General features: G+C 58.7%; 22 protein-coding genes and 1 pseudogene. 13 read left to right on the forward strand and 10 right to left on the reverse strand.

From position 1 onward, the window contains the following. Nucleotides 1-171: 171 nt before the first annotated feature. Together E3W21_RS30870 and E3W21_RS30875 are read left to right on the forward strand one after the other, a co-directional pair. Nucleotides 172-744, forward strand: a complete 573-nt coding sequence (locus tag E3W21_RS30870; protein ID WP_134423577.1) for a DUF4174 domain-containing protein — start codon at nt 172-174, stop codon at nt 742-744. Nucleotides 745-1,062: 318 nt separating this feature from the next. Next, the gene (locus tag E3W21_RS30875) at nt 1,063-1,431 is read left to right on the forward strand and encodes a DUF6124 family protein (RefSeq protein ID WP_134423579.1); all 369 of its coding nucleotides are present in this window, start codon (nt 1,063-1,065) and stop codon (nt 1,429-1,431) included. A 173-nt stretch (nt 1,432-1,604) separates the two neighbouring features. On the opposite strand, the gene ampC is transcribed toward E3W21_RS30875, so the two are convergent. The 3 genes from ampC to E3W21_RS30895 all read right to left on the reverse strand — a co-directional run bounded on the left by ampC (nt 1,605) and on the right by E3W21_RS30895 (nt 5,593). Then, a complete protein-coding gene (gene ampC, locus E3W21_RS30885) occupies nt 1,605-2,762 on the reverse strand; it encodes a class C beta-lactamase (RefSeq protein ID WP_371927186.1) in 1,158 nt (385 codons plus the stop codon). 116 nt (nt 2,763-2,878) lie between these two features. Beyond that, on the reverse strand, nt 2,879-4,222 hold the full coding sequence (gene gudD / locus E3W21_RS30890; protein ID WP_134423583.1) for a glucarate dehydratase: 1,344 nt from the start codon (nt 4,220-4,222) through the stop codon (nt 2,879-2,881). A gap of 24 nt (nt 4,223-4,246) precedes the next feature. Next, a complete protein-coding gene (locus tag E3W21_RS30895) occupies nt 4,247-5,593 on the reverse strand; it encodes an MFS transporter (protein WP_134423585.1) in 1,347 nt (448 codons plus the stop codon). A gap of 281 nt (nt 5,594-5,874) precedes the next feature. Here E3W21_RS30895 and E3W21_RS30900 point away from each other — a divergent pair, with 281 nt between their 5' ends. Next, nucleotides 5,875-6,588, forward strand: a complete 714-nt coding sequence (locus E3W21_RS30900; protein WP_129437049.1) for a FadR/GntR family transcriptional regulator — start codon at nt 5,875-5,877, stop codon at nt 6,586-6,588. A gap of 240 nt (nt 6,589-6,828) precedes the next feature. On the opposite strand, the gene E3W21_RS30905 is transcribed toward E3W21_RS30900, so the two are convergent. Then, nucleotides 6,829-7,737, reverse strand: coding sequence for a DMT family transporter (locus E3W21_RS30905; protein WP_134423587.1), 909 nt, complete (start codon nt 7,735-7,737; stop codon nt 6,829-6,831). A 96-nt stretch (nt 7,738-7,833) separates the two neighbouring features. On the opposite strand from E3W21_RS30905, the gene E3W21_RS30910 reads away from it, so the two are divergent. Then, on the forward strand, nt 7,834-8,697 hold the full coding sequence (locus E3W21_RS30910) for a LysR substrate-binding domain-containing protein (RefSeq protein WP_134423588.1): 864 nt from the start codon (nt 7,834-7,836) through the stop codon (nt 8,695-8,697). A 25-nt stretch (nt 8,698-8,722) separates the two neighbouring features. On the opposite strand, the pseudogene yegQ reads toward E3W21_RS30910, so the two are convergent. Continuing rightward, nucleotides 8,723-10,046, reverse strand: a pseudogene (yegQ, locus tag E3W21_RS30915) (tRNA 5-hydroxyuridine modification protein YegQ). A gap of 163 nt (nt 10,047-10,209) precedes the next feature. Here yegQ and E3W21_RS30920 point away from each other — a divergent pair. Next, on the forward strand, nt 10,210-11,271 hold the full coding sequence (locus tag E3W21_RS30920) for an AI-2E family transporter (protein ID WP_134423590.1): 1,062 nt from the start codon (nt 10,210-10,212) through the stop codon (nt 11,269-11,271). On the opposite strand, the gene E3W21_RS30925 is transcribed toward E3W21_RS30920, so the two are convergent. The 3 genes from E3W21_RS30925 to E3W21_RS30935 form a co-directional block, all read right to left on the reverse strand. After that, nucleotides 11,268-11,450: a hypothetical protein gene (locus E3W21_RS30925; protein WP_134423592.1), complete on the reverse strand. Its 183-nt coding sequence runs from the start codon at nt 11,448-11,450 to the stop codon at nt 11,268-11,270. The genes E3W21_RS30920 and E3W21_RS30925 overlap by 4 nt on opposite strands. A 100-nt stretch (nt 11,451-11,550) precedes the next feature. Then, nucleotides 11,551-11,745 (reverse strand): hypothetical protein, encoded by a 195-nt coding sequence (locus E3W21_RS30930; RefSeq protein WP_003179723.1) that lies wholly within the window; start codon nt 11,743-11,745, stop codon nt 11,551-11,553. A 234-nt stretch (nt 11,746-11,979) separates the two neighbouring features. Next, nucleotides 11,980-12,351 (reverse strand): hypothetical protein, encoded by a 372-nt coding sequence (locus E3W21_RS30935; protein WP_046054168.1) that lies wholly within the window; start codon nt 12,349-12,351, stop codon nt 11,980-11,982. A 245-nt stretch (nt 12,352-12,596) separates the two neighbouring features. Here E3W21_RS30935 and E3W21_RS30940 point away from each other — a divergent pair, with 245 nt between their 5' ends. Further along, nucleotides 12,597-13,451 carry a shikimate 5-dehydrogenase gene (locus E3W21_RS30940; protein WP_134423594.1) on the forward strand — a complete coding sequence of 285 codons (855 nt, stop codon included), beginning with the start codon at nt 12,597-12,599 and terminating at the stop codon, nt 13,449-13,451. 8 nt (nt 13,452-13,459) lie between these two features. Continuing rightward, nucleotides 13,460-13,978, forward strand: coding sequence for a cupin domain-containing protein (locus tag E3W21_RS30945; RefSeq protein WP_129437041.1), 519 nt, complete (start codon nt 13,460-13,462; stop codon nt 13,976-13,978). Nucleotides 13,979-14,041: 63 nt separating this feature from the next. On the opposite strand, the gene E3W21_RS30950 is transcribed toward E3W21_RS30945, so the two are convergent. Beyond that, nucleotides 14,042-14,689 (reverse strand): YceH family protein, encoded by a 648-nt coding sequence (locus E3W21_RS30950; RefSeq protein WP_134423596.1) that lies wholly within the window; start codon nt 14,687-14,689, stop codon nt 14,042-14,044. A gap of 306 nt (nt 14,690-14,995) precedes the next feature. Here E3W21_RS30950 and E3W21_RS30955 point away from each other — a divergent pair, with 306 nt between their 5' ends. From E3W21_RS30955 to E3W21_RS30980, 6 genes are all read left to right on the forward strand, one after another. Further along, nucleotides 14,996-15,973, forward strand: coding sequence for an NAD-dependent epimerase (locus E3W21_RS30955; RefSeq protein ID WP_134423598.1), 978 nt, complete (start codon nt 14,996-14,998; stop codon nt 15,971-15,973). Between the two features lie 48 nt (nt 15,974-16,021). Continuing rightward, nucleotides 16,022-16,762 (forward strand): glycosyltransferase family 2 protein, encoded by a 741-nt coding sequence (locus tag E3W21_RS30960; protein WP_129437038.1) that lies wholly within the window; start codon nt 16,022-16,024, stop codon nt 16,760-16,762. Then, nucleotides 16,759-17,037 carry a lipid-A-disaccharide synthase N-terminal domain-containing protein gene (locus tag E3W21_RS30965; protein ID WP_008148397.1) on the forward strand — a complete coding sequence of 93 codons (279 nt, stop codon included), beginning with the start codon at nt 16,759-16,761 and terminating at the stop codon, nt 17,035-17,037. The genes E3W21_RS30960 and E3W21_RS30965 overlap by 4 nt, the downstream gene beginning before the upstream one ends. 3 nt (nt 17,038-17,040) lie before the next feature. Then, complete coding sequence (locus E3W21_RS30970) at nt 17,041-18,561, forward strand: glycosyltransferase family 39 protein (protein WP_134423600.1); 1,521 nt, start codon at nt 17,041-17,043, stop codon at nt 18,559-18,561. Continuing rightward, nucleotides 18,558-19,496 (forward strand): SdiA-regulated domain-containing protein, encoded by a 939-nt coding sequence (locus tag E3W21_RS30975; RefSeq protein ID WP_134423602.1) that lies wholly within the window; start codon nt 18,558-18,560, stop codon nt 19,494-19,496. The genes E3W21_RS30970 and E3W21_RS30975 overlap by 4 nt, the downstream gene beginning before the upstream one ends. 154 nt (nt 19,497-19,650) lie before the next feature. Then, on the forward strand, nt 19,651-20,160 hold the full coding sequence (locus E3W21_RS30980) for a DUF1993 family protein (protein WP_008148402.1): 510 nt from the start codon (nt 19,651-19,653) through the stop codon (nt 20,158-20,160). 163 nt (nt 20,161-20,323) lie between these two features. Here E3W21_RS30980 and sstT read toward each other — a convergent pair whose 3' ends face one another. Then, nucleotides 20,324-21,556, reverse strand: a complete 1,233-nt coding sequence (sstT, locus tag E3W21_RS30985; protein ID WP_134423604.1) for a serine/threonine transporter SstT — start codon at nt 21,554-21,556, stop codon at nt 20,324-20,326. Nucleotides 21,557-21,584: the final 28 nt, after the last annotated feature.

A 21,584-nucleotide genomic window follows, 5' to 3' on the forward strand; every position in this document is an offset into this window, starting at 1 on the left:
CCTCACGGCGAATCAGGGCGTTGTTTTTGAGCTATGAGATTAGCTCAGCCTGTTGCGCAATGACCGCCCTGACCTAAGCTTGGGGCAAGGCGAGACATAATTGCGAGCGTCACCCGGAACGAACGCCGCGATGCGCAATCATTAGAGCGTGGATATCAAAAGGAGATGCGCATGCTCATCAGGTCATTGACCCTGACTACCCTGCTGGCTTTCACCGGCCCCTTGTTCGCTGCCGATGACGGCTCACCGCTGGATATGGACAAGGGCAGGTCCCGGCCATTGATTGTCATCGCTCCAAGTACGGTCGATCCCACGTGGGTCAGCCTGAAAAAGTCGCTGGATGAGCCGGCCAACCGCAAGGGGTTCACCGAGCGAAACATGGTTCTGTACACCGTGCTCAATTTGATGGGCCAGCGCGAGGGCAAAGACCTGGGGCCACAAGACACGGCGGCATTGATCCGCTCGCTCAAGTTGGGTGCCGGCGCGAAGAGCAAAGTCATCCTGGTGGGCAAGGACGGCGAGAAGAAGTTTGAGAGTTCGGGGGATGAATCAAAATCGGTCGATTTGAAGAAAATTTTCGACACGATCGACGCCCTGCCAGCGACCGAAAAAGAAGCCGCAGCGCCGACGGTCGCGACCCCTATTGAAGCGGCTGAACCGGTCAATGGTGCAAAGGGCGCCAAGGGCGCAAAACCAGGCAAACCGGCGAAGCCCGCCAAGCCGCCTGAAATGCCGGATGATTAAACGCAGACTTTTGTAGCAGCTGGCGCAGCCTGCGCCAGCTGCTACAACAATGAAAAATGGGCGACCTCAAGAGGTCGCCCATTTTGTTTGCTCGGCAGCTGCTACAAAAAAAATCGGGTGTTTCGGGGTGAGATGTACTGGCTTCTATTGGTCTCGGAAGTTTCCTGCAAGTCCTGTCGGTCTTGATGAACTGGTTTCTGTCAGAGCGCCCAGCTAGCCTTCGTCAGCCACTGCAAAATCGCGGTCGGACGTGGGAATCCGCGACACTGAGGGATCCAGGGACGAAAAACACCAATGGCACAAAAAGGAGCCTCGTCTGTGAAAAAGTTCAGCAAGCATCAACCGCAAACCCTAACCGACGCCGATCATCTCGATCCCGCGAAGCTGTGTGAAACCGCAAAAGGCGCAATCACCCGAAGCCCCAGGCGTACCGCCACGACCCAGCAGATTTTCACTGTTGCTCCTGGTGTTGACACACTAACCCTGCTAAATCAGGCCTGCGAAAACCTTGCCACCCTGAATGTCCTGATTGCGAGTTTTGCCGGAAAACTGGAAGGCTCGAACCGCAAGGTGCTGCTGTCGATTCAACAATTGGCGGCGGTCGCCGAGTTGTTGGTGAATCAGGCACGGGAAAATCTTGATCCGAGAAGCGATGCACCTGACGCTCAGCCGCCGACTCGGCATTGAGTTGACGCAGTAACGACAATGGGTGACCTCAAAGGGGTCGCCCATTTTTTTTGTCACTGCCAAACCCTGTGGGAGCGAGCTTGCTCGCGATAAGGCCATCACATTCGACATCTATTTCGACTATCAGACTGCTATCGCGAGCAAGCTCGCTCCCACAGGTAAGGGGTACTAGATTACTTCGCCAGTGCGCTCAATATCGTATGAGCAATCTTGATTCGCTCAGGGTTCGGGTAGTTTTTGTTGGCCAGGATCACGATGCCAATGTCTTTCGACGGCACATACGCCACGTAGGCACCGAAGCCGCTTGTTGAGCCGGTTTTGTTGATCAATACGTTTTCTGGTTGAGGTTGCGGCGGGGTCAGCCACTGGACTTCGTGAGCCTCCATCGCCATCTGCGTCGAATTGCCAGCAAGCAACGTATCGAGGGTGACCGGATAGTGGTAGAACTCCCATCCCAGGCCTTGGGTCATGTCGCCGACCCTGTAATACCCGTTGTGAGTGATGGCGACGGCCCGCTGCATCGGCGTTTCAAGTCCCGACGGTTTCATGTTCACTTCAACATAACGAATCAGGTCCGCAGCGCTGGTTTTGACGCCATAAGCCTCCGAATCCAGTGCCCCCGGCCCAACCCGCACAGGCTTGTCATCCTTGTTGTAACCCTGAGCGTAAAGCCCCATTTGAGCCTGCGGCACCGTGAGGTAGGTGTGCTTCAGTCCGAGTTTCGGCAGCAGGGTTTTTTCCATCACGTCATCAAACGGCGCGCCCATGCTTTGGGCGGCGAGGTAGCCAAACAACCCCAGGCTCGGGTTCGAATACTGCCGATGGGTGCCGGCGATGTAGGTCGGTTTCCACTGCTTGAAATAGCCGAGCATCTTGTCCGGTGCATCGGCATCGTCGGGGAATTGCAGCGGCAGGCCACCGGCGCTGTAGGTGCCCAGTTGCAGCACGCTGATGGTGTCGAACGCGCTGCCACGCAGATCCGGCAGCACGTTGCTGGCCTTGTCCGACAGGGACAGTTTGCCGGTGGCCTGAGCGTAGGCGGCGAGGGTGGCGGTGAAGGTTTTGCTCACCGAGCCGATCTCGAACAGGGTGTTTTCAGTGACGGGTTGTGCGCTCTCTTTCGAAGCTACCCCGTAGTTGAAGTAATACGGCTTTCCGTTGACGGTCACGGCCACGGCGATTCCAGGAACGGCGTGGGCTTGCATGACCGGTCGTACGGCGGCATTCACCACCGTCTCGATTTGATCCTGTGCGACGCATTGGCCGGTGGCGAGCAGCGCCACGCAAACGGCGAGAGTTTTCAGCCTATCCATGTTGGTTTGGTCCGTCATTGATTCGATTGCGCGCCATTTTAGGGGGTTAAACGCTACGCTCCGAGCGTTTTTTAAACCCGGCCGCCCATAGGCGGGTCGGGCTGATAGTTAACAGGCCAGGCGCGACCGCGGACTCAGCGCACCAGACACGGCCGCTTGTTATCGAATTTCCATCCCGGAATCAGAAACTGCATCGCCACGCTGTCATCCCGGGCGCCCAGTCCCATGCCTTTATACAGCTCATGGGCCCTGGCCAACTGATCCATGTCCAGTTCTACGCCCAGCCCGGGTTTCTTCGGCACTTGCACGCAGCCGCCGACGATTTGCAGCGGCGCTTTGGTCAGGCGCTGGCCGTCCTGCCAGATCCAATGCGTGTCGATGGCGGTGATTTCACCCGGCGCGGCGGCCGCGACGTGGGTGAACATGGCCAGGGAAATATCGAAGTGGTTGTTGGAATGCGAACCCCAGGTCAGGCCCCACTCATGGCACATCTGCGCCACGCGGACCGAACCCTGCATGGTCCAGAAGTGCGGGTCGGCCAGGGGAATGTCCACTGATTGCAACTGGATCGCGTGGCCCATTTCCCGCCAGTCGGTGGCGATCATGTTGGTGGCGGTTTTCAAACCCGTGGCGCGACGGAATTCAGCCATGACTTCACGTCCGGAATAACCGTTTTCCGCACCGCACGGATCTTCGGCGTAAGCCAGGACGTGATGCTGATCCCGGCACAGGCGAATGGCTTCTTTCAGTGACCACGCGCCATTCGGATCGAGGGTGATGCGCGCATCGGGGAAGCGTTCGGCCAGGGCGGTAACGGCTTCGATTTCGTCATCGCCACTGAGCACGCCGCCCTTGAGTTTGAAGTCCTTGAAACCGTAGCGCGAGTGAGCCGCTTCGGCCAGACGCACCACGGCATCGGCGGTCATGGCTTTTTCGTGACGCACGCGGAACCAGTCGTTGTCGGCGTCCGGCTCGCTGCGGTAGGCCAGGTCGGTTTCGTTGCGATCACCGACGTAAAACAGGTAACCGAGCATCTTCACTTCATCGCGCTGCTGACCTTCACCGAGCAAGGCCGCGACCGGCACGTCCAGGTGCTGGCCGAGCAGATCGAGCAGGGCAGCTTCAAGGCCGGTGACGGCGTGGATGGTGGTGCGCAAATCGAACGTTTGTAACCCGCGACCGCCGGCATCGCGATCGGCGAAGGTCTGGCGCACTTGATTGAGGATCTTCTGGTAGGTGCCGATCGGGCTGCCGACCACCAGGCTGCGCGCATCTTCCAGGGTCTGGCGAATGCGCTCGCCGCCCGGTACTTCACCGACGCCGGTGTGACCGGCGTTGTCCTTGAGGATCACGATGTTGCGGGTGAAAAACGGCCCGTGGGCGCCGCTCAGGTTGAGCAACATGCCGTCGTGGCCGGCCACCGGAACAACCTGCATGCTGGTGATGATCGGGGCTTTGGCGGTTTCTTGTGTGTTCATTGTTATGTCCTTCAAAACAGATGTTCAGGCGTGGTTGGGCGCTTGTTTGGCCGATGCAACGGCAGGTGCGGATTTCGGTTTATTGCGTGCGGCGAAGACGATGATCGCGGCAATGATCGAGGTCGCGGCCAGGCCGTACAGCCCGCCCTGAATCGAGCCGGTTCGTTCTTCCAGCAGGCCGAACGTCGTCGGCGCGACGAAGCCACCGAGGTTGCCCACCGAGTTGATCAGCGCGATCACGCCGGCAGCGATCCGCGCATCCAGATAGGCCTGTGGAATCGGCCAGAACAGCGACGACGCCGATTTGAAACCCAACGCAGCAAAGCAGATCGCAACGAAGGCGAAGATCGGCCCGCCGGTGGTGGACATGAACATCCCGGCCGCCGCGATCAGCAGGGCCGCGGCGACCCACGCTTGTTGATGCTTCCATTTGGCCGACAGCGAAGCGAAGGCGTACATGCCGACGATCGACAGCAACCATGGAATCGAGTTGAACAACCCGACCTGAATATCGCTCAGGTCACCCATCTTTTTGATGATGCTCGGCAGCCAGAAGGTCGCGGCATAGATGGTCAATTGGATGAAGAAGTAGATCAGGCAGAACAGGATGATCGGGCGATCCTTGAGCAGCGTGCCCAGTGACGGTTTGATCGGCGTCGCGGCTTCGCGGGCGAGTTGTTCGTCGTCGATGGCCTTGACCAGCGCGTCCTGTTCTTCACGGCTTAGCCATTTGGCGTCGTGGGGTTTGGAGTCCAGCCAGAACCAGACGAACACGCACAGCCCGACCGAGAACATCCCTTCGATGAAGTACATCCACTGCCAGCCGTGCATCCCGAAACCGCTGATTTGCAGCAGTAACCCGGACAGCGGGCCGGAGATCAGCGAAGCAATCGCCGAACCGCTGAGGAAGATGGCAATCGCCTTGCCGCGATCAACGCCAGGCAACCAACGGGTGAAGTAATAAATCACTCCGGGGAAGAACCCTCCTTCGGCCACGCCCAGCAGAAATCGCAAGATGTAGAAGTGGGTTTCGTTCTGGATGAACGCCATGCAAGCGGCGACCAGGCCCCAGGTCAGCATGATGCGGGTCAGCCAGATTCGCGCGCCGACTTTTTGCAGGAGGATGTTGGAGGGTACTTCGAACAACGCGTAACCGATGAAGAACAGACCGGCGCCGAGGCCGTAGGCGGCAGCGCCGATGCCCAGGTCATGTTCCATGTGGGCGCGGACGAAGCCGATGTTCACGCGGTCGATGTAGTTGACGATGAACATGATCACGAACAGCGGCAGAACATGGCGTTTCACTTTCGAGATGGCGGACTTAAGGACCGAATCGGCGCCATCGTTCATCCCGGATATGGATGTATTCACTGCGTTATCTCCCACTGATTATTTTTATGCGGGGTGTGACTGGGTGTTGCGATGTTGATAGACATCATACAACTACGTTTTTTCATCCCGCAAGAGTGGTTGTCCAACAAAATGGCGCTGTGTAGAGTATCTATTATTCTTTTGCGGTGATGCATGACCTTTATGATGGGCTTGAATACCTTGCTTGTTGAATGTTGTCATACAAGTTGATTGGCGTTTTCCTGAGATTCCCGTCGAGCGCAATGCTACGATTCCGGTAGCCCTGCTTTCGGATGATCGCCATGCAAGAAGACCTCGACGCGCCTGCCCGCAAGCGCACCCACAACCTGGCCCATGACCTGGTCGCCAAACTGACCCAGAGCATCTTGCTTGGCCAGATGCTGCCCGGGGACAAGCTGCCGTCGGAGAACACGATTGTTCAGGAGCACGGGGTCAGTCGCACGGTGGTGCGCGAGGCGATCTCGAAGTTGCAGGCGTCAGGTCTCGTGGAAACCCGCCACGGCATCGGCACCTTTGTTATCGAGCGAGCACCGGAGCAGGGGCTGCGGTTGAACGTCGATACCGCGCTGGGGGTGCGCAGCATTCTGGAGTTGCGCATGGGTCTGGAAACCCAGGCCGCCGCTTTGGCGGCAACCCGTCGCACGGACAATCAATTGGCGCAGATGCGCGAAGCGCTGGACGACTATCAAAGCCTGCTGGCCAACAACGACAGCTGCGTCGAAGCCGACAAGCGCTTCCACTTGCTGATCGCCGAAGCCACCGGCAACGTGTGCTTCACCGAAATCATGCAGCATCTGGGCAGCGCCATGATCCCGCGCACCCGCGTCAATGCCGCCGAGCGCGGCGCAGTGGACTTGAGCAAGCTCGGGCAACTGGCCAACCTTGAGCACGAGGCGATTCTCAATGCGATCAAACGCCAGGATCCGGACGCGGCGCGGGCGGCGATGTGGCTGCACCTGACCAATAGTCGCGACCGGTTTTCGGCCGATCGCTGACCACCGTTTGTCTACTCGATAGCACCTCATCCGCGGCCCTGCTTCCATCGAGTACGGCCCAGAACAGAACCCGGTCAGTGCGCCGGATTTTTTGTGAAGCAGGCTAACCCAGTCATCGTTCTTCGCGAGCAAGCCCGCTCCCACATTTGATTTCCAGTGTTCATGTGATCAGTGTGGGAGCGGGCTTGCTCCGGGCGGCGTTCCGACGAAGGCGCCTGACGCCTCACCACAAATCAGCGATCAGATGCTGGCCACCGGAACCACCACCCGCCGCTCCAGGTTCAATGCCAGCACACTGACCAGCACCACCAGTGCTCCTGCAACGATCATCAACGTCGGCCGCTCGCCCAGCGCAAAAGCGGCAATCGCCATGGCGGTCGGTGGAATCAGATACAGCGTCATCGTTGCACGGCTCAAATCCACATGAGCCAGCACATACGCCCAGGCGAGATACGCAAGGGCACTTGGAAAAATGCCCAACCCGATGACCGCAAGCTGCACTTCAACCGGAGCGGTGATGACCTGGCTCACCAGCCCCGGAAGATAAACCAACAGCAAAAGCGTCCCGAACCAAACCGTGTAACACACCAGCGTCAGCCCGTCGTAGCGCCGCGAATGATGCTTCTGCAAGGCAAAGTAAAAACTCCACGAAACCGCCGCCAACACAATCAGCCATCCATGAGCGTCGATGCTCCCCAGTCCGTTATCCCCGGCCACCACAATCACCACGCCGATCAATCCCAGTAAAACGCAGCCCCAGCGCCACGCGCTCACCCGGTCCTTGAAGACGAAACGCGCCAGCAACGTGCTGAACAACGGCGTCGATTGCGCCAACACACTGGAGGCGCCGGCGCTGACACTTTGCTGGCCGAAGTTGAGCGCGACATGGTGCAGGCTCACGGCAAAGAAACCGAGCGCGAACAGCAGCGGCAGGTCACGCCTGTTCGGCAGGCTGATGCCCCGGAGCACCGCGACCACCGCCATGAATGCCGATGCCAGCAGAAACCGCAGCAAGGCCAGATGACCAGGCTCATAGGCCTGCAAACCGATGTGAATGCCGGTCGGTGAGTAACCCCAGCAGCCGACCACAAATGCCATGGCCAGGAAGATTTTGACGGGCGAACCGGGGGAGGGCGTGAGTGGCTTCATGATCGGGCACCTGTAGGCGGATGCATCCAGTATCAGAAGCCTGACTGTTCTCCACAACTGACTTATAGTGCGTCAACTCTTCACTTTAGGTGATGTATGGAGCTGGCACAGATACGCATGTTCAAGACCGTCGCCGAAGTCGGCAGTATCGCCCGGGCGGCCGAGTTGTTGCATTGCGTTCCGTCGAACATCACGGCACGGATCAAGTCCCTGGAAGCGGAGCTGGGTGTCGCGCTGTTGCTGCGCGAGGGCCGAGGGCTGCGAATCAGCCCGGCGGGGCAGACCTTTCTGGCTTATGCCGCGAAAATTCTCGCCCTGACGGCGGAAGCCAAGCGCGCGGTGGACCCTTCGGCCGAGCCGTCCGGGCCGTTGCGCATTGGCGCCATCGAGTCGTCGGCGACCGGTCGATTGCCGCGTTTGCTGGCGAAATTCCACAAACGTTTCCCGGCGGTGGCACTGGAACTGACCACCGGCACCTGGGGCCAATTGCTCGACGACACACTCAGCCACCGGCTCGACGGCGCGATCGTCGCGGTGGATGTCGAGCGCGCACACCTCAAACGCACGCCGATGTACCGTGAGGAGCTACTGCTGATTGCCTCGACGTCCCTGGGGCCGGTGCGTGACATCGCGGATTTGCAGGACAAGACCGTATTCATGTGGCCTCAGGGTTGTCCCTACCGGGCGGCGCTGGAGCATTGGTTGCTGCGGCAGGGGCATGCATTGCCGATTGTCAGCCTGGCCAGTTACGGGGCGATTGTCGGCTGCGTCAGTGCCGGGGCGGGTGTCGCGCTGGTGCCTAAAGGCGTGTTTGATCAGTACGCCAAAGGCGCCGGTTGCGTGGGCTATGAGTTCCCCGAATTGACCGCCATCGACAACCTGTTTTATTGGCATGAAAACGCCGGGGTTCACCCGGCGCGGGAGGCGTTTGTGGGGATGTTGCGTGAAGAGTTCGCCTGAGTTCCTGTGTGTTCGTTCTTGTTGATCATGTGACGCTGACATCGCGCATCAACAACCCAAACTGCAAATCCACCGCATCCGGAATCGGCAGGTACACGGTGTACCCATCCCCCGGCGCCACCTCGATCTGCTCGCCTTTGACGTTTTGCAGATCATGCAAATCGAATTGGAAGTTGCCCTTGGGCGTCATCAGTTCCAGGTGATCGCCCAGGCCAAATCGATTCTTCACCTTGACCTCCGCCATCCGGTCACGCCGCTCGCCGGTCAGCTCGCCGACAAACTGCTGCCGCTCCGACACCGAACTGCCGTGCTGGTAGTTCTGGTATTCGTCATGCACATGCCGCCGCAGAAAACCTTCGGTGTAGCCGCGCTGGGCGAGGGATTCCAGGTCCGTCATCAGGTTGCGGTCGAACTCGCGACCGGCCACCGCGTCGTCGATCGCCCGACGGTAAACCTGAGTGGTCCGCGCGCAATAAAAGTGGGATTTGGTCCGGCCCTCGATTTTCAGTGAGTGCACGCCCATCTGCGTCAGGCGCTCGACATGCTGCACCGCGCGCAGGTCCTTGGCGTTCATGATGTAAGTGCCGTGCTCGTCTTCGAAGGCCGGCATCAATTCGTCGGGCCGATTGGCTTCCTGCAACAGGAACACCTGATCGGTCGGGGCGCCGATGCCCAGGGTCGGTTCGGGCTGGAAGGTCTGCACGATTTCGCCGAGCTGGTTTTCCGTGGCCTGCTGCGCCGAGTACTTCCAGCGACAGGCATTGGTGCAACTGCCCTGATTGGCATCGCGCTTGTTCATGTAACCCGACAACAGGCAGCGACCGGAATAGGCCATGCACAATTCCGTGGACGAACACTTCCAGTTCCATCGCCGGGACCTGCTCGCGGATTTCGGCGATTTCTTCCAGGGACAGTTCCCGCGACAGGATGATTCGGCTCAAGCCTTGTTGCTGCCAGAACTCGACACTGGCCCAGTTCACCGTGTTGGCCTGTACCGAAAGGTGAATCGGCATCTGCGGATAATGTCGGCGGACCAGCATGATCAGGCCTGGATCGGACATGATCAGCGCGTCCGGCGCCATGGCAATCACCGGCGCCAGGTCTTTGAGGAAGGTTTTCAGTTTGGCGTTGTGCGGGGCGATGTTCACCACCACATAGAAGCGCTTGCGTTGAGCCTGGGCCTCGTGGATGCCGAGGGCCAGATTGGCGTGATCGAATTCGTTGTTGCGCACCCGCAGGCTGTAGCGCGGCTGACCGGCGTACACCGCATCGGCGCCGTAGGCGAAGGCATATCGCATGTTTTTCAGGGTGCCGGCGGGGGCGAGCAGTTCTGGAGGCAGGAGAGTCATGGCAGAGTCGGTCACAAAAGCCGCCGAGAGTAAGCGGCTTGCCAGCGGGGTTCATTGATCTGGATCTATGCTTGATGAACAAACGGATGGCACTCGCGCGAACCGTGGCGGACTAAGCATCAGGACGCGACATTGTGTCCTTGCGGACTGACATGGATCGGACATGAACGAAGAGACAGTACAAAACAAATCACTGGTGATCTTGCTAGGGCTGGTCACCGCCGCGTTTATCTGGATTTTGCTGCCGTTTTACGGTGCAGTGTTCTGGGCGGTGATCCTCGGCATCCTCTTCGCGCCCCTGCAGCGACGACTGCAACTGAAGTTCGGCTGGGAGCGCAATCTGACGTCGCTGCTCACCCTGAGCATCTGCCTGGTGATCGCGATTCTGCCGGTGATTGTCCTCAGTATCTTGCTGGTTCAAGAAGGGGCCTCGGTGTACAAGAGCATCGAAAGCGGCGAGCTGGACATCGCCGGGTATGTGACGCATTTCAAACACAGCCTGCCGCCGTACTTCCAGCACTTGCTCGATCGGGCCGGGGTTGGCGAGTTGGACGGGCTGCGGGAGAAAATCATCAAGAGTGCAGTGACAGGCAATGAGTTTGTCGCCACGCAGGTCTTCAGTTTCGGACAGGGCACGTTTGATTTTTTGGTGAGTTTTTTCATCATGCTTTACCTGCTGTTCTTCTTTCTGCGGGACGGCGCCGAACTGGCCCGCAAAGTTCGCGCTGCAGTGCCGCTGCAGGAGCACCAGAAACGTCGTTTGCAACTCAAGTTCAATCGCGTAGTGCGGGCGACGGTGAAGGGCAACCTGGTGGTGGCGATCACGCAGGGTGCATTGGGCGGTTTGATTTTCTGGTTTCTGGATATTCCGAGCGCGCTGCTCTGGGCGGTGCTGATGGCGTTTCTGTCGCTGTTGCCAGCGGTGGGGGCAGGGATCGTCTGGGCGCCGGTGGCGGCGTTTTTCCTGTTCGCCGGAGCGATCTGGCAGGGCGTGGTGCTGGGGCTGTACGGGGTTTTTGTGATCGGCCTGGTGGATAACGTGCTGCGACCGATCCTGGTGGGCAAGGATACAAAGATGCCGGACTATCTGATCCTTATCTCGACCCTTGGCGGTCTGGCGGTCTTCGGCCTCAATGGCTTTGTGATCGGGCCGCTGATCGCTGCGCTGTTTATGTCGAGCTGGGCCATCTTCATTGAAACCAAGCCGCGGGTGCAGCTGCCTTAAGCGCTGATTTGGCCTTGGCAGATGCGTTGCGACAGTGCCTGGGCAGCCGGCAGCGAGGTGAGCGGACCGCTGATCGGTTCGCCGTCCTGCACCAGGTACCAACAGGCGAGCAATCCTAGCTCTCTGAGCGGTGCGGGAACGGCGCTGCCGATAACGGACATGATCTGAACCTGGGACATAAGTACCTCCATCAATCTATGGAGCTACCTTACGGACCTGACGCCTGAACGGACAATCAACGCTTTCGATAGTCGTCATTGATGCCAATGAGTCATCGATTCAGTCGACCACCAGATCCAGCATATGAACCACTTCCTGCTCGTTGAGCAGGCCTTTTCGCACCAGGTTTTCTGCCAGCAGCGAAAGAAACTTGGCGCTGCGATGGCCTTCCAGGTGCTTGAGTTCGGTCAGTGCGTTGTACACCTTGCTGGAAGTGCACAAGCCGACAATGCGGTGCGGGTTTTGCGTGGGCATGAGGTCGTCCTTGTTTTTATCAACCTGTTGTTAACGGACAGATCCAAGATTGCGGACCTGACATGACATAAATATGACCGTTTTCCCCAAAGCGGGGGAAGGGTGGCGAGTCAATCTTGCCAACTTGCACCGCAAAGACTGTCCCGACAGCGACCTTGGCGAGATTTATCCAGACCTTTGCCGACGGACGGTCACAAAAAGGCCCCGCTGTTGAGGCGGGGCCTGATGATTCCGTTACCAGCGGCCATAGCCGTGGGGAGGGCCGTAATAACCGCGCGGTGGACCGTAATAACCACGTGGCGGGCCGTAGTAAACCGGCGGCGGGCCGTAATAGACCGGTTGTTGCACGTAGACCGGTGCCGGCTGGTAATAAACCGGTGGCGGGCCGTAGTAAACCGGTTGTGGCTGAGCGTAAACCGGTTGCTGTACATAGACCGGGCGGTTGCTGTTGATGATGGCCGAACCGACGATGGCCGTGCCAACGATCGCGCCAAATACCGCCGGCCCTTCCCAACCGTGACCGCCGTGACCGCCGCCAGCTTCTGCCTGCCCTGCGATAGCAAGAGCACCGATCAGCAAGGCTACTGTGGGGATTTTACGGATCATGATAGTTCCTCGGTTCTTCGCCCCGGCGCTTGTGTCTGCAATAGACCCAAGGATTGTCGCGGGGATACTTCTAAGACAGCGTTTTTTTCAAAATCAGCACAGCCGTTGGGTAAATTTTGTGTAAGGTCTGTACTAGTTTCTTTACGGTTCAGTGGGGCCGCGTGCAGACACGCCGTTATGATCGATCAGACCCGATGGATTGGCTAATCCCGTCCATCTGAAAGTGCTATTCAAGGAGATTTTTCATGCAGATGAACCCCGACAGAGACACCCAGCTGTGCATGTCGCTTTCCGCACGTCCCGGGAACTTCGGTTTGCGGTTTCACAATCATCTGTATGAGCAACTGGACCTGAATTTTTACTACAAAGCCTTCAGCAGTCAGGATCTGCCAGGCGCCGTTGGTGGCATTCGCGCCTTGGGGATTCGTGGTTGCGGCGTGTCGATGCCGTTCAAGGAGGCCTGCATTGCGCTGGTCGATGAACTGGATCCCTCCGCTGCGGCCATTCAATCGATCAACACCATCGTCAACACTAACGGCCATCTCAAGGCTTACAACACCGACTACATCGCGATCGCCCAGTTGCTTGATACCCACCAGGTGCCGAAGGAGTTGACCTTTGCCCTGCGCGGCAGCGGCGGCATGGCCAAGGCTGTGGCCAGTGCCTTGCGCGATGGTGGCTACAAAAATGGCCTGATCGTAGCCCGCAACGAGCGTGCCGGATGTGCGTTGGCCGAATCGCTGGGCTATCGATGGCAAGTGGAGCTGGGTTCGGAGCGGCCGCAGATGCTGATCAACGTCACACCGATTGGCATGTCCGGCCCCGAGGCCGATCAGCTGGCGTTCGATGTTGAAACCATCGCTGCTGCCGAGATTGTCTTCGATGTAGTGGCAGTCCCCTCGGAAACACCGTTGATTGTGCGCGCTCGTGCTGAAGGCAAGCGAGTGATCACCGGGCTGGAAGTGATCGCGATCCAGGCGCTGGAGCAGTTCGTGCTGTACACCGGCGTGCGGCCGACCGATGAGCAGTTTCACAAAGCCGTGGAATTTGCCCGAAGTGGCGTTGGCTCTCCTGGTGCCCAGCAAGCAAACCGTGACTGAGGTGACTCATGCATCCTGCCATTCTTAATCTGGATCAGGCCGAACTTGAACCGCTGCCCGAAGCGTTTGCCCCGACGGGGGACACCGCCGACCGCTATCAGCAACGGCAGGCGCGCATCGGCCAGCAACTTGGCGCGCAGAAGCTGGGTTATCGCCTGTACGTGCTGGAACCGGGGATGCGTGGCAGCCCGTTTCACAGTCATCGGGTCAACGAGGAGATGTTTTACATCGTGGCCGGGGAAGGGGAGGTTCGCTTGGGCGCCGAGCGCTTTCCCGTTCGCGCCGGTGATGTCATTGCCTGCCCGCCGGGCGGTCCTGAAACCGCGCACCAGATCATCAACACCAGCAACGCTGAGCTGCGCTACCTGGCGGTCAGCACCCAACAATCACCCGAAATTTGCGAGTACCCGGATTCCGGCAAGTATGCGGTGATGGACGACTTCAAGGTCGACGCCGAGGGCAATGCCTCGGGCTTCGTCGCCGTCGCCAGGCCGGCCGACGGCGTGGATTATTGGGACGGCGAGTAGAAGCACCGCAAACCTAATGTGGGAGCAAGCTCGCTTCCACATTAATATGTGCGTTGCACCGGGTTATTCGAGGCGGGCCAGACGCTCTTCCAGCGCCGCAATTCGCGCCTCAAGCTCTTCGATCCGCTCAACCGATACGCCACCACCCGCGCCACGCTCGGTCGGGTTCTGCCGTGCCGCCAGGATCGTTTCGATGTCCGCCGGGTCCCCCAAGGCGTGCATGTAGCGGTCTTCCCGCTGCCCAGCCTGGCGCGGAATCAGCAGTGCCAGATCGCGAGCAATCAGCCGTTCCAGTTGATGCACCACCTGTTCGGCATCTTCGAAGTCATGCATGCGGCCGCTGCGAGTCAGCAGTTCATTGACCGTTTGTGGGCCGCGCAGGAACAACAGCCCTGTCAAAATCACCTGGGCGGGCACCAATTCCAGGGCCTTGTCGACCTTATGCTCCCAACGGTCCGCACGGGTGCCCATCACCAGTTTGGTAAAACCGCGGCCTTCGAGGGCGCGCAGGCTTTGGCCGACCTGACCCTGGGTCAGGTTCATCACCGGTTCACGGCTGGTTTTCTGATTGCAGGCAATCACTAGCGCATTGAGGGTCAGCGGATAGGTTTCCGGGCTGGTGGCCTGTTTCTCGATCAGCGAGCCCAGTATGCGGATTTCCGTGCTGTTTAGCCGCGGCTCGTCTAAGGTCATCTCTTGCTCAGTGCTCATGGTTCTTTATCCTTCCCGGGGGCAATTTTGTCTCCTGCTGGGATGCACTTTAGATTGACGTGTGTCAATGGCAACTGAATTCGTCACGCCATATTGGCAGCTGTCACAAAACTAAATGAATTATTGACGCTTTTTTGACAATCCGACGAGCAACCTATGCGTGGCTGAGAATTGCCGGGACTCCTTGTGGGCATCTGGTAGCTTTGCTATCGACGATACAAGCCATATTGACTGGACTAGGGAGCAAAGCATGAAGCTGACGTGGGTATTGGCCAAAAACAGTGCGCTGACCGGCGCGTACTCCCTATGACCGTTCTGGTCACTGGCGCTGCCGGTTTCATCGGGTATCACACTGTTAAGCGTTTGTGCCTGGAAGGTCTTGAAGTCATCGGTATCGACAACCTCAACGACTATTACAGCGTTGAGCTTAAACGCGCACGGCTCAACGAGCTTGCGTCCTTGCCAGGCTTTCGTTTTCAGACCCTGGATATCGTCGACAAACCGGCATTGATGACGTTGTTCAAAGAACATCGTTTTACCGACGTTGTGCACCTGGCGGCCCAGGCGGGTGTTCGCTATTCACTGGACAACCCGGACGTCTACGCGGAATCGAACCTGGTGGGTTTTCTGAATGTGCTGGAAGCGTGCCGTCACTATCGCCCCGAGCACCTGATCTATGCATCAAGCAGCTCGGTGTACGGTACCAACAGCAAAATGCCGTTCAGTGTCGAAGACGCTGTCGATCACCCCATTTCACTGTACGCGGCCAGCAAACGTGCCAATGAGTTGATGGCTCACAGCTACTGTCATTTGTATGGTCTGAAGGCCAGCGGCCTACGCTTTTTTACCGTTTACGGACCTTGGGGGCGCCCCGACATGGCGCTGTTCAAGTTCACCGAAGCGATCCTCAACGGCCTGCCGATCGATATCTATAACCACGGCCAGATGGCGCGCGACTTCACTTACATCGACGACATTGTCGAAAGCATCGCCCGTCTGCGCCCACGGCCGCCGATCCCGGACGGGGAGGGCGACGGCGTTAACCGGATTTTCAACATCGGGCGTGGTATGCCGGTAGCTCTGCTAGAGTTCGTCGATTGTCTGGAATCGGCGCTGGGGACCAAAGCGCAGCGCAACTTTCTACCACTGCAGCCTGGCGATGTGGTCAAGACTTGGGCTGACGTGTCGGCATTGACCCAATGGGTCGACTTCCACCCTCAGGTGACGGTGGAAGCGGGTGTAGCGGAATTTGTGAAGTGGTATCGCCACTTTTATGGGAGATGAAATGTTCGCCCTTGATAAAAAGAAACCAAGGAATAAAGGGGGGACCCTATGAGTCATGAAATTTTTGTATCTGTACTGATTCCGGCAAAAAACGAAGCGAACAACTTAAAGCCCTTGATTGAAGAAGTGCGCACGGCCTTGGCCGACGAGGCGTACGAAATCATCGTCGTGGACGATGGCAGTACCGATGCCACCTTGCACGAATTGCGGCAGCTCAAAAACAGCGGCCTGAGCACGCTGCGTATCCTGCGTCATGAGCGTTCGCTTGGGCAAAGTACCTCGCTTTACCATGCAGCACTGGCTGCCAAGGGGCAGTGGCTGGCCACGCTCGATGGCGACGGCCAGAACGATCCTGCGGACATCCCCGGGATGTTGGCCTTGGTGCGTGGTGGACAGGGGATGGACGGGCTTCAGCTGGTGGCCGGGCACCGGGTCAACCGCCGCGACAACGCGAGCAAGCGCTGGGCTTCACGGTTTGCCAATGGTTTGCGCAGCCGCATGCTCAAGGACCAGACACCGGACACCGGTTGCGGATTGAAACTGATCGAGCGGGCGGCGTTTCTGCGCCTGCCGTACTTCGATCATATGCATCGGTTCATTCCTGCACTGATCCAGCGCCACAACGGCCGAATGATCACCCATCCGGTCAACCACCGTCACCGCACCTCCGGGGTCTCCAAATACGGCAACCTCGACCGTGCCCTGGTGGGCATTCTCGACCTGATCGGCGTCTGGTGGCTGATCCGGCGCACGCGCCTGAACGCCAATGCGCAGGAAATCGAAGGATGAATCTCTCCCGTGAAACCCTGTGGCTGGTGGTCGGCTTCGCCGGCCAGATAGCCTTTACCGGTCGCTTCGTCTTGCAGTGGCTGTACAGCGAATACAAGAAACGCAGTGTGATTCCAGTGAGTTTCTGGTACCTGAGCATCGTCGGTAGCGCCCTGCTGCTCGCTTATGCCATTTACCGGGAGGACCCGGTGTTCATTGCCGGTCAAGCCTTTGGCTCGATCGTTTATCTGCGCAATTTGCAGTTGATTGCCCGCAGCAAACACTTAAAGGACTGAGTCATGCGCAGAACGTTATCACCCCGGGTCGAATGCCTGGGTTTGATGTTACTCGCCCTGGTTTTGATCGGTGCCGGGCTGGGGCTACGTCAGCCGCAGAATGTCGACGAGGAGCGATTCCTTGGCGTTGCGCTCGAGATGTTGCAGCACGGCTCGTGGCTGATTCCACACCGTGCGGCAGAGATCTACGGCGACAAACCGCCGATTTTCATGTGGACGGTGGCGTTCTTCGCCTGGCTCACCGGTAAACCCGCTATCGCCTTGTATCTGCCGGGTCTTCTATCGGCCGTGACGGTCACCGCAGTGGTCTATGATCTGGCTCGACGGTTATGGCATCAACGTGCCGGTCGGATGGCGGCGCTCTTGTACCTGGCGACTTATCAGACCTATAGCATCCTGCAGACCGGCCAGATCGATAGCTTTTTGATTCTGTTCACCTCCGTGGGTATGTACGGTCTGGCGCGGCACCTGTTGCTCGGGCCGGCCTGGCGCTGGTTTTACCTGGGTTGCGCCGCCATGGGTATTGGTGTGATCACCAAAGGGGTTGGCTTCGTCCCGGCCCTGATGCTGATTCCGTATGCCTACGCGGTGCGCAAAGGTTGGCCCGGTGTGGTGGCCATGCCGGGCGAGGCGCGCAAGTGGCTGCTGGGACTGTTGGTCATGCTGGGCGCCATCGCGATCTGGTTACTGCCCTTGGCCTTGTCCATCGCGATCAATGGCACTGCTGACGAAGTCGCCTATGCGCGAGAAATTCTGCTGCGCCAGACCGCGGGACGCTATGCCGCTGCCTGGGACCATCGCGAGCCGTTCTGGTATTTCTTCGTTCACGTGATCCCGCAATATTGGCTGCCGCTGGTACTCGCGTTGCCGTGGTTGGTGCCCGCTTGGCGCCGGCAACTGCACAAGCGCGACGGCCGAGTGCTGGTGCTGCTGGGCTGGGTCGTGCTGGTGGTACTGTTTTTCTGTATCAGCAGCGGCAAGCGCAAGTTGTACATCTACCCGGCGCAGCCTGGGCTGGTGCTGGTGGCTGCACCGCTGATTCCCTGGTTGCTCAAGCGCTGGTTCAGTCAGCGTCCGCGTGGTCGGCGAGTATTCCAGGCACTGGTCGTGACCTGGTTTGCGCTTTGGATTGCCCGCGGTTTCATCGAGCCGATCAAGGACGGTCCCAACCCTCATGAGGCGATCATGGCGCAGGCGGCGACCATGACTCAAGGCGCCGACCTGGTGTTGGTCAATTGGCGCGAGGGCCATTGGCTGTTCGCACGACAACCGATCGTGCACTTCGGGATGGTCGGCTCCACCGTCGAGCAGGCGGCACTGTGGCTGCGCGAACACCCTCAGGCATACGCCTTGGTCCCCGACGAGCTGTTGAGCCAGTGTTTCAATCCCCAGGCCGCGCATGAGTTGGGCGAAACCTCCCGTGCACACTGGTCGATCGTCGGCGCCGATGCCGATAACGGCCAATGCCGTCCGGGACAACCCGTCAATGTCTATCGATTTACTTGGGACCAGAAAAAAACATGAGTAAAACATGGAAGGCTGGAGTTCTGCTGATCGCCGCGCTGGTCGGCATTAGCGTGGTTTCCGTTCATTTTGGCTGGCACGGGCAGTTGTACGCGCACTGGCATAACAGCTGGTATGGCAATCAGGCGCCAGACAAAAATATCTGGCTGCCAGACTACAAGGTCGCGATCGACGGCAAACCGATCCCGGGCATCACCGATATCTCCGGTATCGCCTATGACCCTGAGCACGACCGCTTTTTGGGTATCACCAATGGTGTGCCTATGGAAATTCTGGCGCTGACCCGTGACGGCGATTTGCTCGAACGCTACCCCTTGATCGGTTTCCAGGACACCGAAGGCATTGCTTACATGGGCAAAGGGCGGGTGGTCATCGTTGATGAACGGTTGCAGCGGCTGCACATTTTTACCCTGCCGGACACCCCTGGCCCCATCCGTGCAGAGCAAACCCAATCTCTCGCCATTGAGATCAATCTGAGCGAGCATAACAAGGGGTTTGAAGGTGTGACCTATGACCCGGCCAATGACCGCATCTTCGCCATCAAGGAGCGTGATCCGCGGCAACTGTACTCAGTCACCGGCATGCTCGGCTCCATTGGCAACCAAATGCAGATCCGTATCAAGGACTTGACGACCTGGGTCGACCGCAGCGTTTTCAGCAAAGACCTTTCCGAGGGTTACTACGATCCTCGGACCGGCCACTTACTGTTGCTGAGCGAACAGTCCAGCAACCTGACCGAACTGGACCAGCAGGGTAACTTCGTCAGTATTCTCTCCCTGCGCGCCTTGGCGGGGGACCTCAAACATACGCTGCCGCAAGCCGAAGGCATGACCATGGACAGCGCAGGCGAGCTTTACATCGTGAGCGAGCCCAATCTGTTTTACCGGTTCACTCAATCGAAGGCTGGTCTGTCGGCGAGTGCAGAAAAACACTGACGAAGTTGAAGTTTTCATGCCGGCAAGGGGCTAACGTGCGCAGATCGTTCAGAGGTGCGCTGCGTTTCCCCACCGGATAAAAGACCCGCCGCAGGGGGGCCGCGCATGGCTATAATCGCCCCACGTTTCCCTCCTGTCACAACACGAGATTGCCATGACTATTTCCCTGTACGCCGCTTCCGTCCCGGTTTTCAAACAAATGCTCAACGCCCTGAGCGACGTTTTGAACAAGGCCGAAGCCCACGCCACTGCCAAGAACATCGATCCAAACGCTTTCCTGCAAGCCCGTCTGTACCCGGACATGTTCCCGCTGGTCCGTCAGGTGCAGATCGCCGTTGATTTCGCCAAGGGCGTTTCCGCGCGTCTGGCCGAAGTTGAACTGCCGAAATACGACGACACCGAAACCACCTTCGCCGAACTGCAAGCGCTGATCGCCAAAGTGCTGGCCTTCATCGGCGAGATCAAACCGGAACAGATCGACGGCAAGGAAGGCATCGAAATCATCACCCGTCAGGGCACGCCGAAAGAGAAGCGCTTCACTGGCCAGGCTTACCTGCTGAGCTACGGTCTGCCGCAATTCTTCTTCCACGTCACCACCACCTACGCACTGCTGCGTCACAACGGTGTGGAAGTGGGCAAGCGCGATTACATGGGCGCGTTCTAAACCTCCCAGCGTAAAAAAGCCCGCCAAGGTTCGCGCCTTGGCGGGCTTTTTTTTGGTGAATCAAAAGATCGCAGCCTCGTTTCACTCGACAGCTCCTACATTGAGATGCGTACCGCCTGTAGGAGCTGTCGAGTGAAACGAGGCTGCGATCTTTTGATCTTTGTTAAGCCAATCGCTGGGCTTTCTCGTCTTCACCCAGGCAAGCGGCGGCCGTAAACAGTACGTCGGTGGAGGAGTTCAGCGCGGTTTCCGCCGAGTCCTGCAGCACACCGATGATGAACCCGACGGCCACCACCTGCATGGCGATTTCACTGGGGATGCCAAACAGGCTGCACGCCAGTGGAATCAACAGCAACGAACCGCCCGCCACGCCCGAAGCGCCACAGGCACAGATCGCCGCGACGATGCTCAGCAGGATGGCGGTCGGAATGTCCACGGCGATGCCCAGCGTATGCACGGCGGCCAGGGTCAGCACGGTAATGGTGATCGCCGCGCCCGCCATGTTGATGGTCGCGCCGAGCGGGATCGAGACCGAGTAGGTGTCTTCGTGCAGGCCCAGGCGCTTGCTCAGTTCCAGATTGACTGGAATGTTCGCCGCCGAACTGCGGGTGAAAAATGCAGTGATGCCGCTTTCGCGCAAGCACGTGATTACCAGTGGATAAGGGTTGCGACGCAGTTTCCAGAACACGATGACCGGGTTCATCACCAGCGCCACAAACAACATGCAGCCCAGCAGCACCGCCAGCAGATGCACATAGCCGATCAAGGCACCGAAACCGGAGGTGGCGAGGGTCGAAGCCACCAGGCCGAAGATCCCCAGCGGCGCGAAACGGATCACCAAGCGCACGATCAGGGTCACGCCGTTGGACAAGTCGCCGAGCACCTCGCGAGTGGTGTCACCGGCATGGCGAATGGCAACGCCCATCCCAATCGCCCACGCCAGAATGCCGATGAAGTTGGCATTCATCAGCGCGCTGACCGGGTTGTCGACCACGCTCAACAGCAGGCTTTGCAGCACTTCACTGATACCGCCCGGCGCGGTGACCGCAACGTCGTGAGTCGCCAATACCAGGCTCGAGGGGAACAACGTACTGGCGACAACGGCCACCACCGCCGCCGCTAACGTTCCCAGCAGATACAGAAACAGGATCGGCCGGATGTGGGTTTCCTGGCCGTGCTTATGGTTGGCAATCGAGGCCATGACCAGCACGAACACCAGAATCGGCGCGACAGCTTTCAGCGCCGATACGAAGACTTTGCCGATAAACGAGGTGGACTTCGCTACCTCCGGTGCGAACAGGGCCAGGGCAATCCCGGCGATCAGGCCGATGATGATTTGTGTGACCAGGCTTAAGCGTTTCAGGCGTAACCATAGAGAAGGGGATGGAGCGGTCATAAAACGGCATCTCTGATTTTTTTAGGTG

The sequence above is a fragment of the Pseudomonas sp. F01002 genome, from assembly GCF_004402115.1.
Taxonomy (GTDB): Bacteria; Pseudomonadota; Gammaproteobacteria; order Pseudomonadales; family Pseudomonadaceae; genus Aquipseudomonas; species Aquipseudomonas frigoris.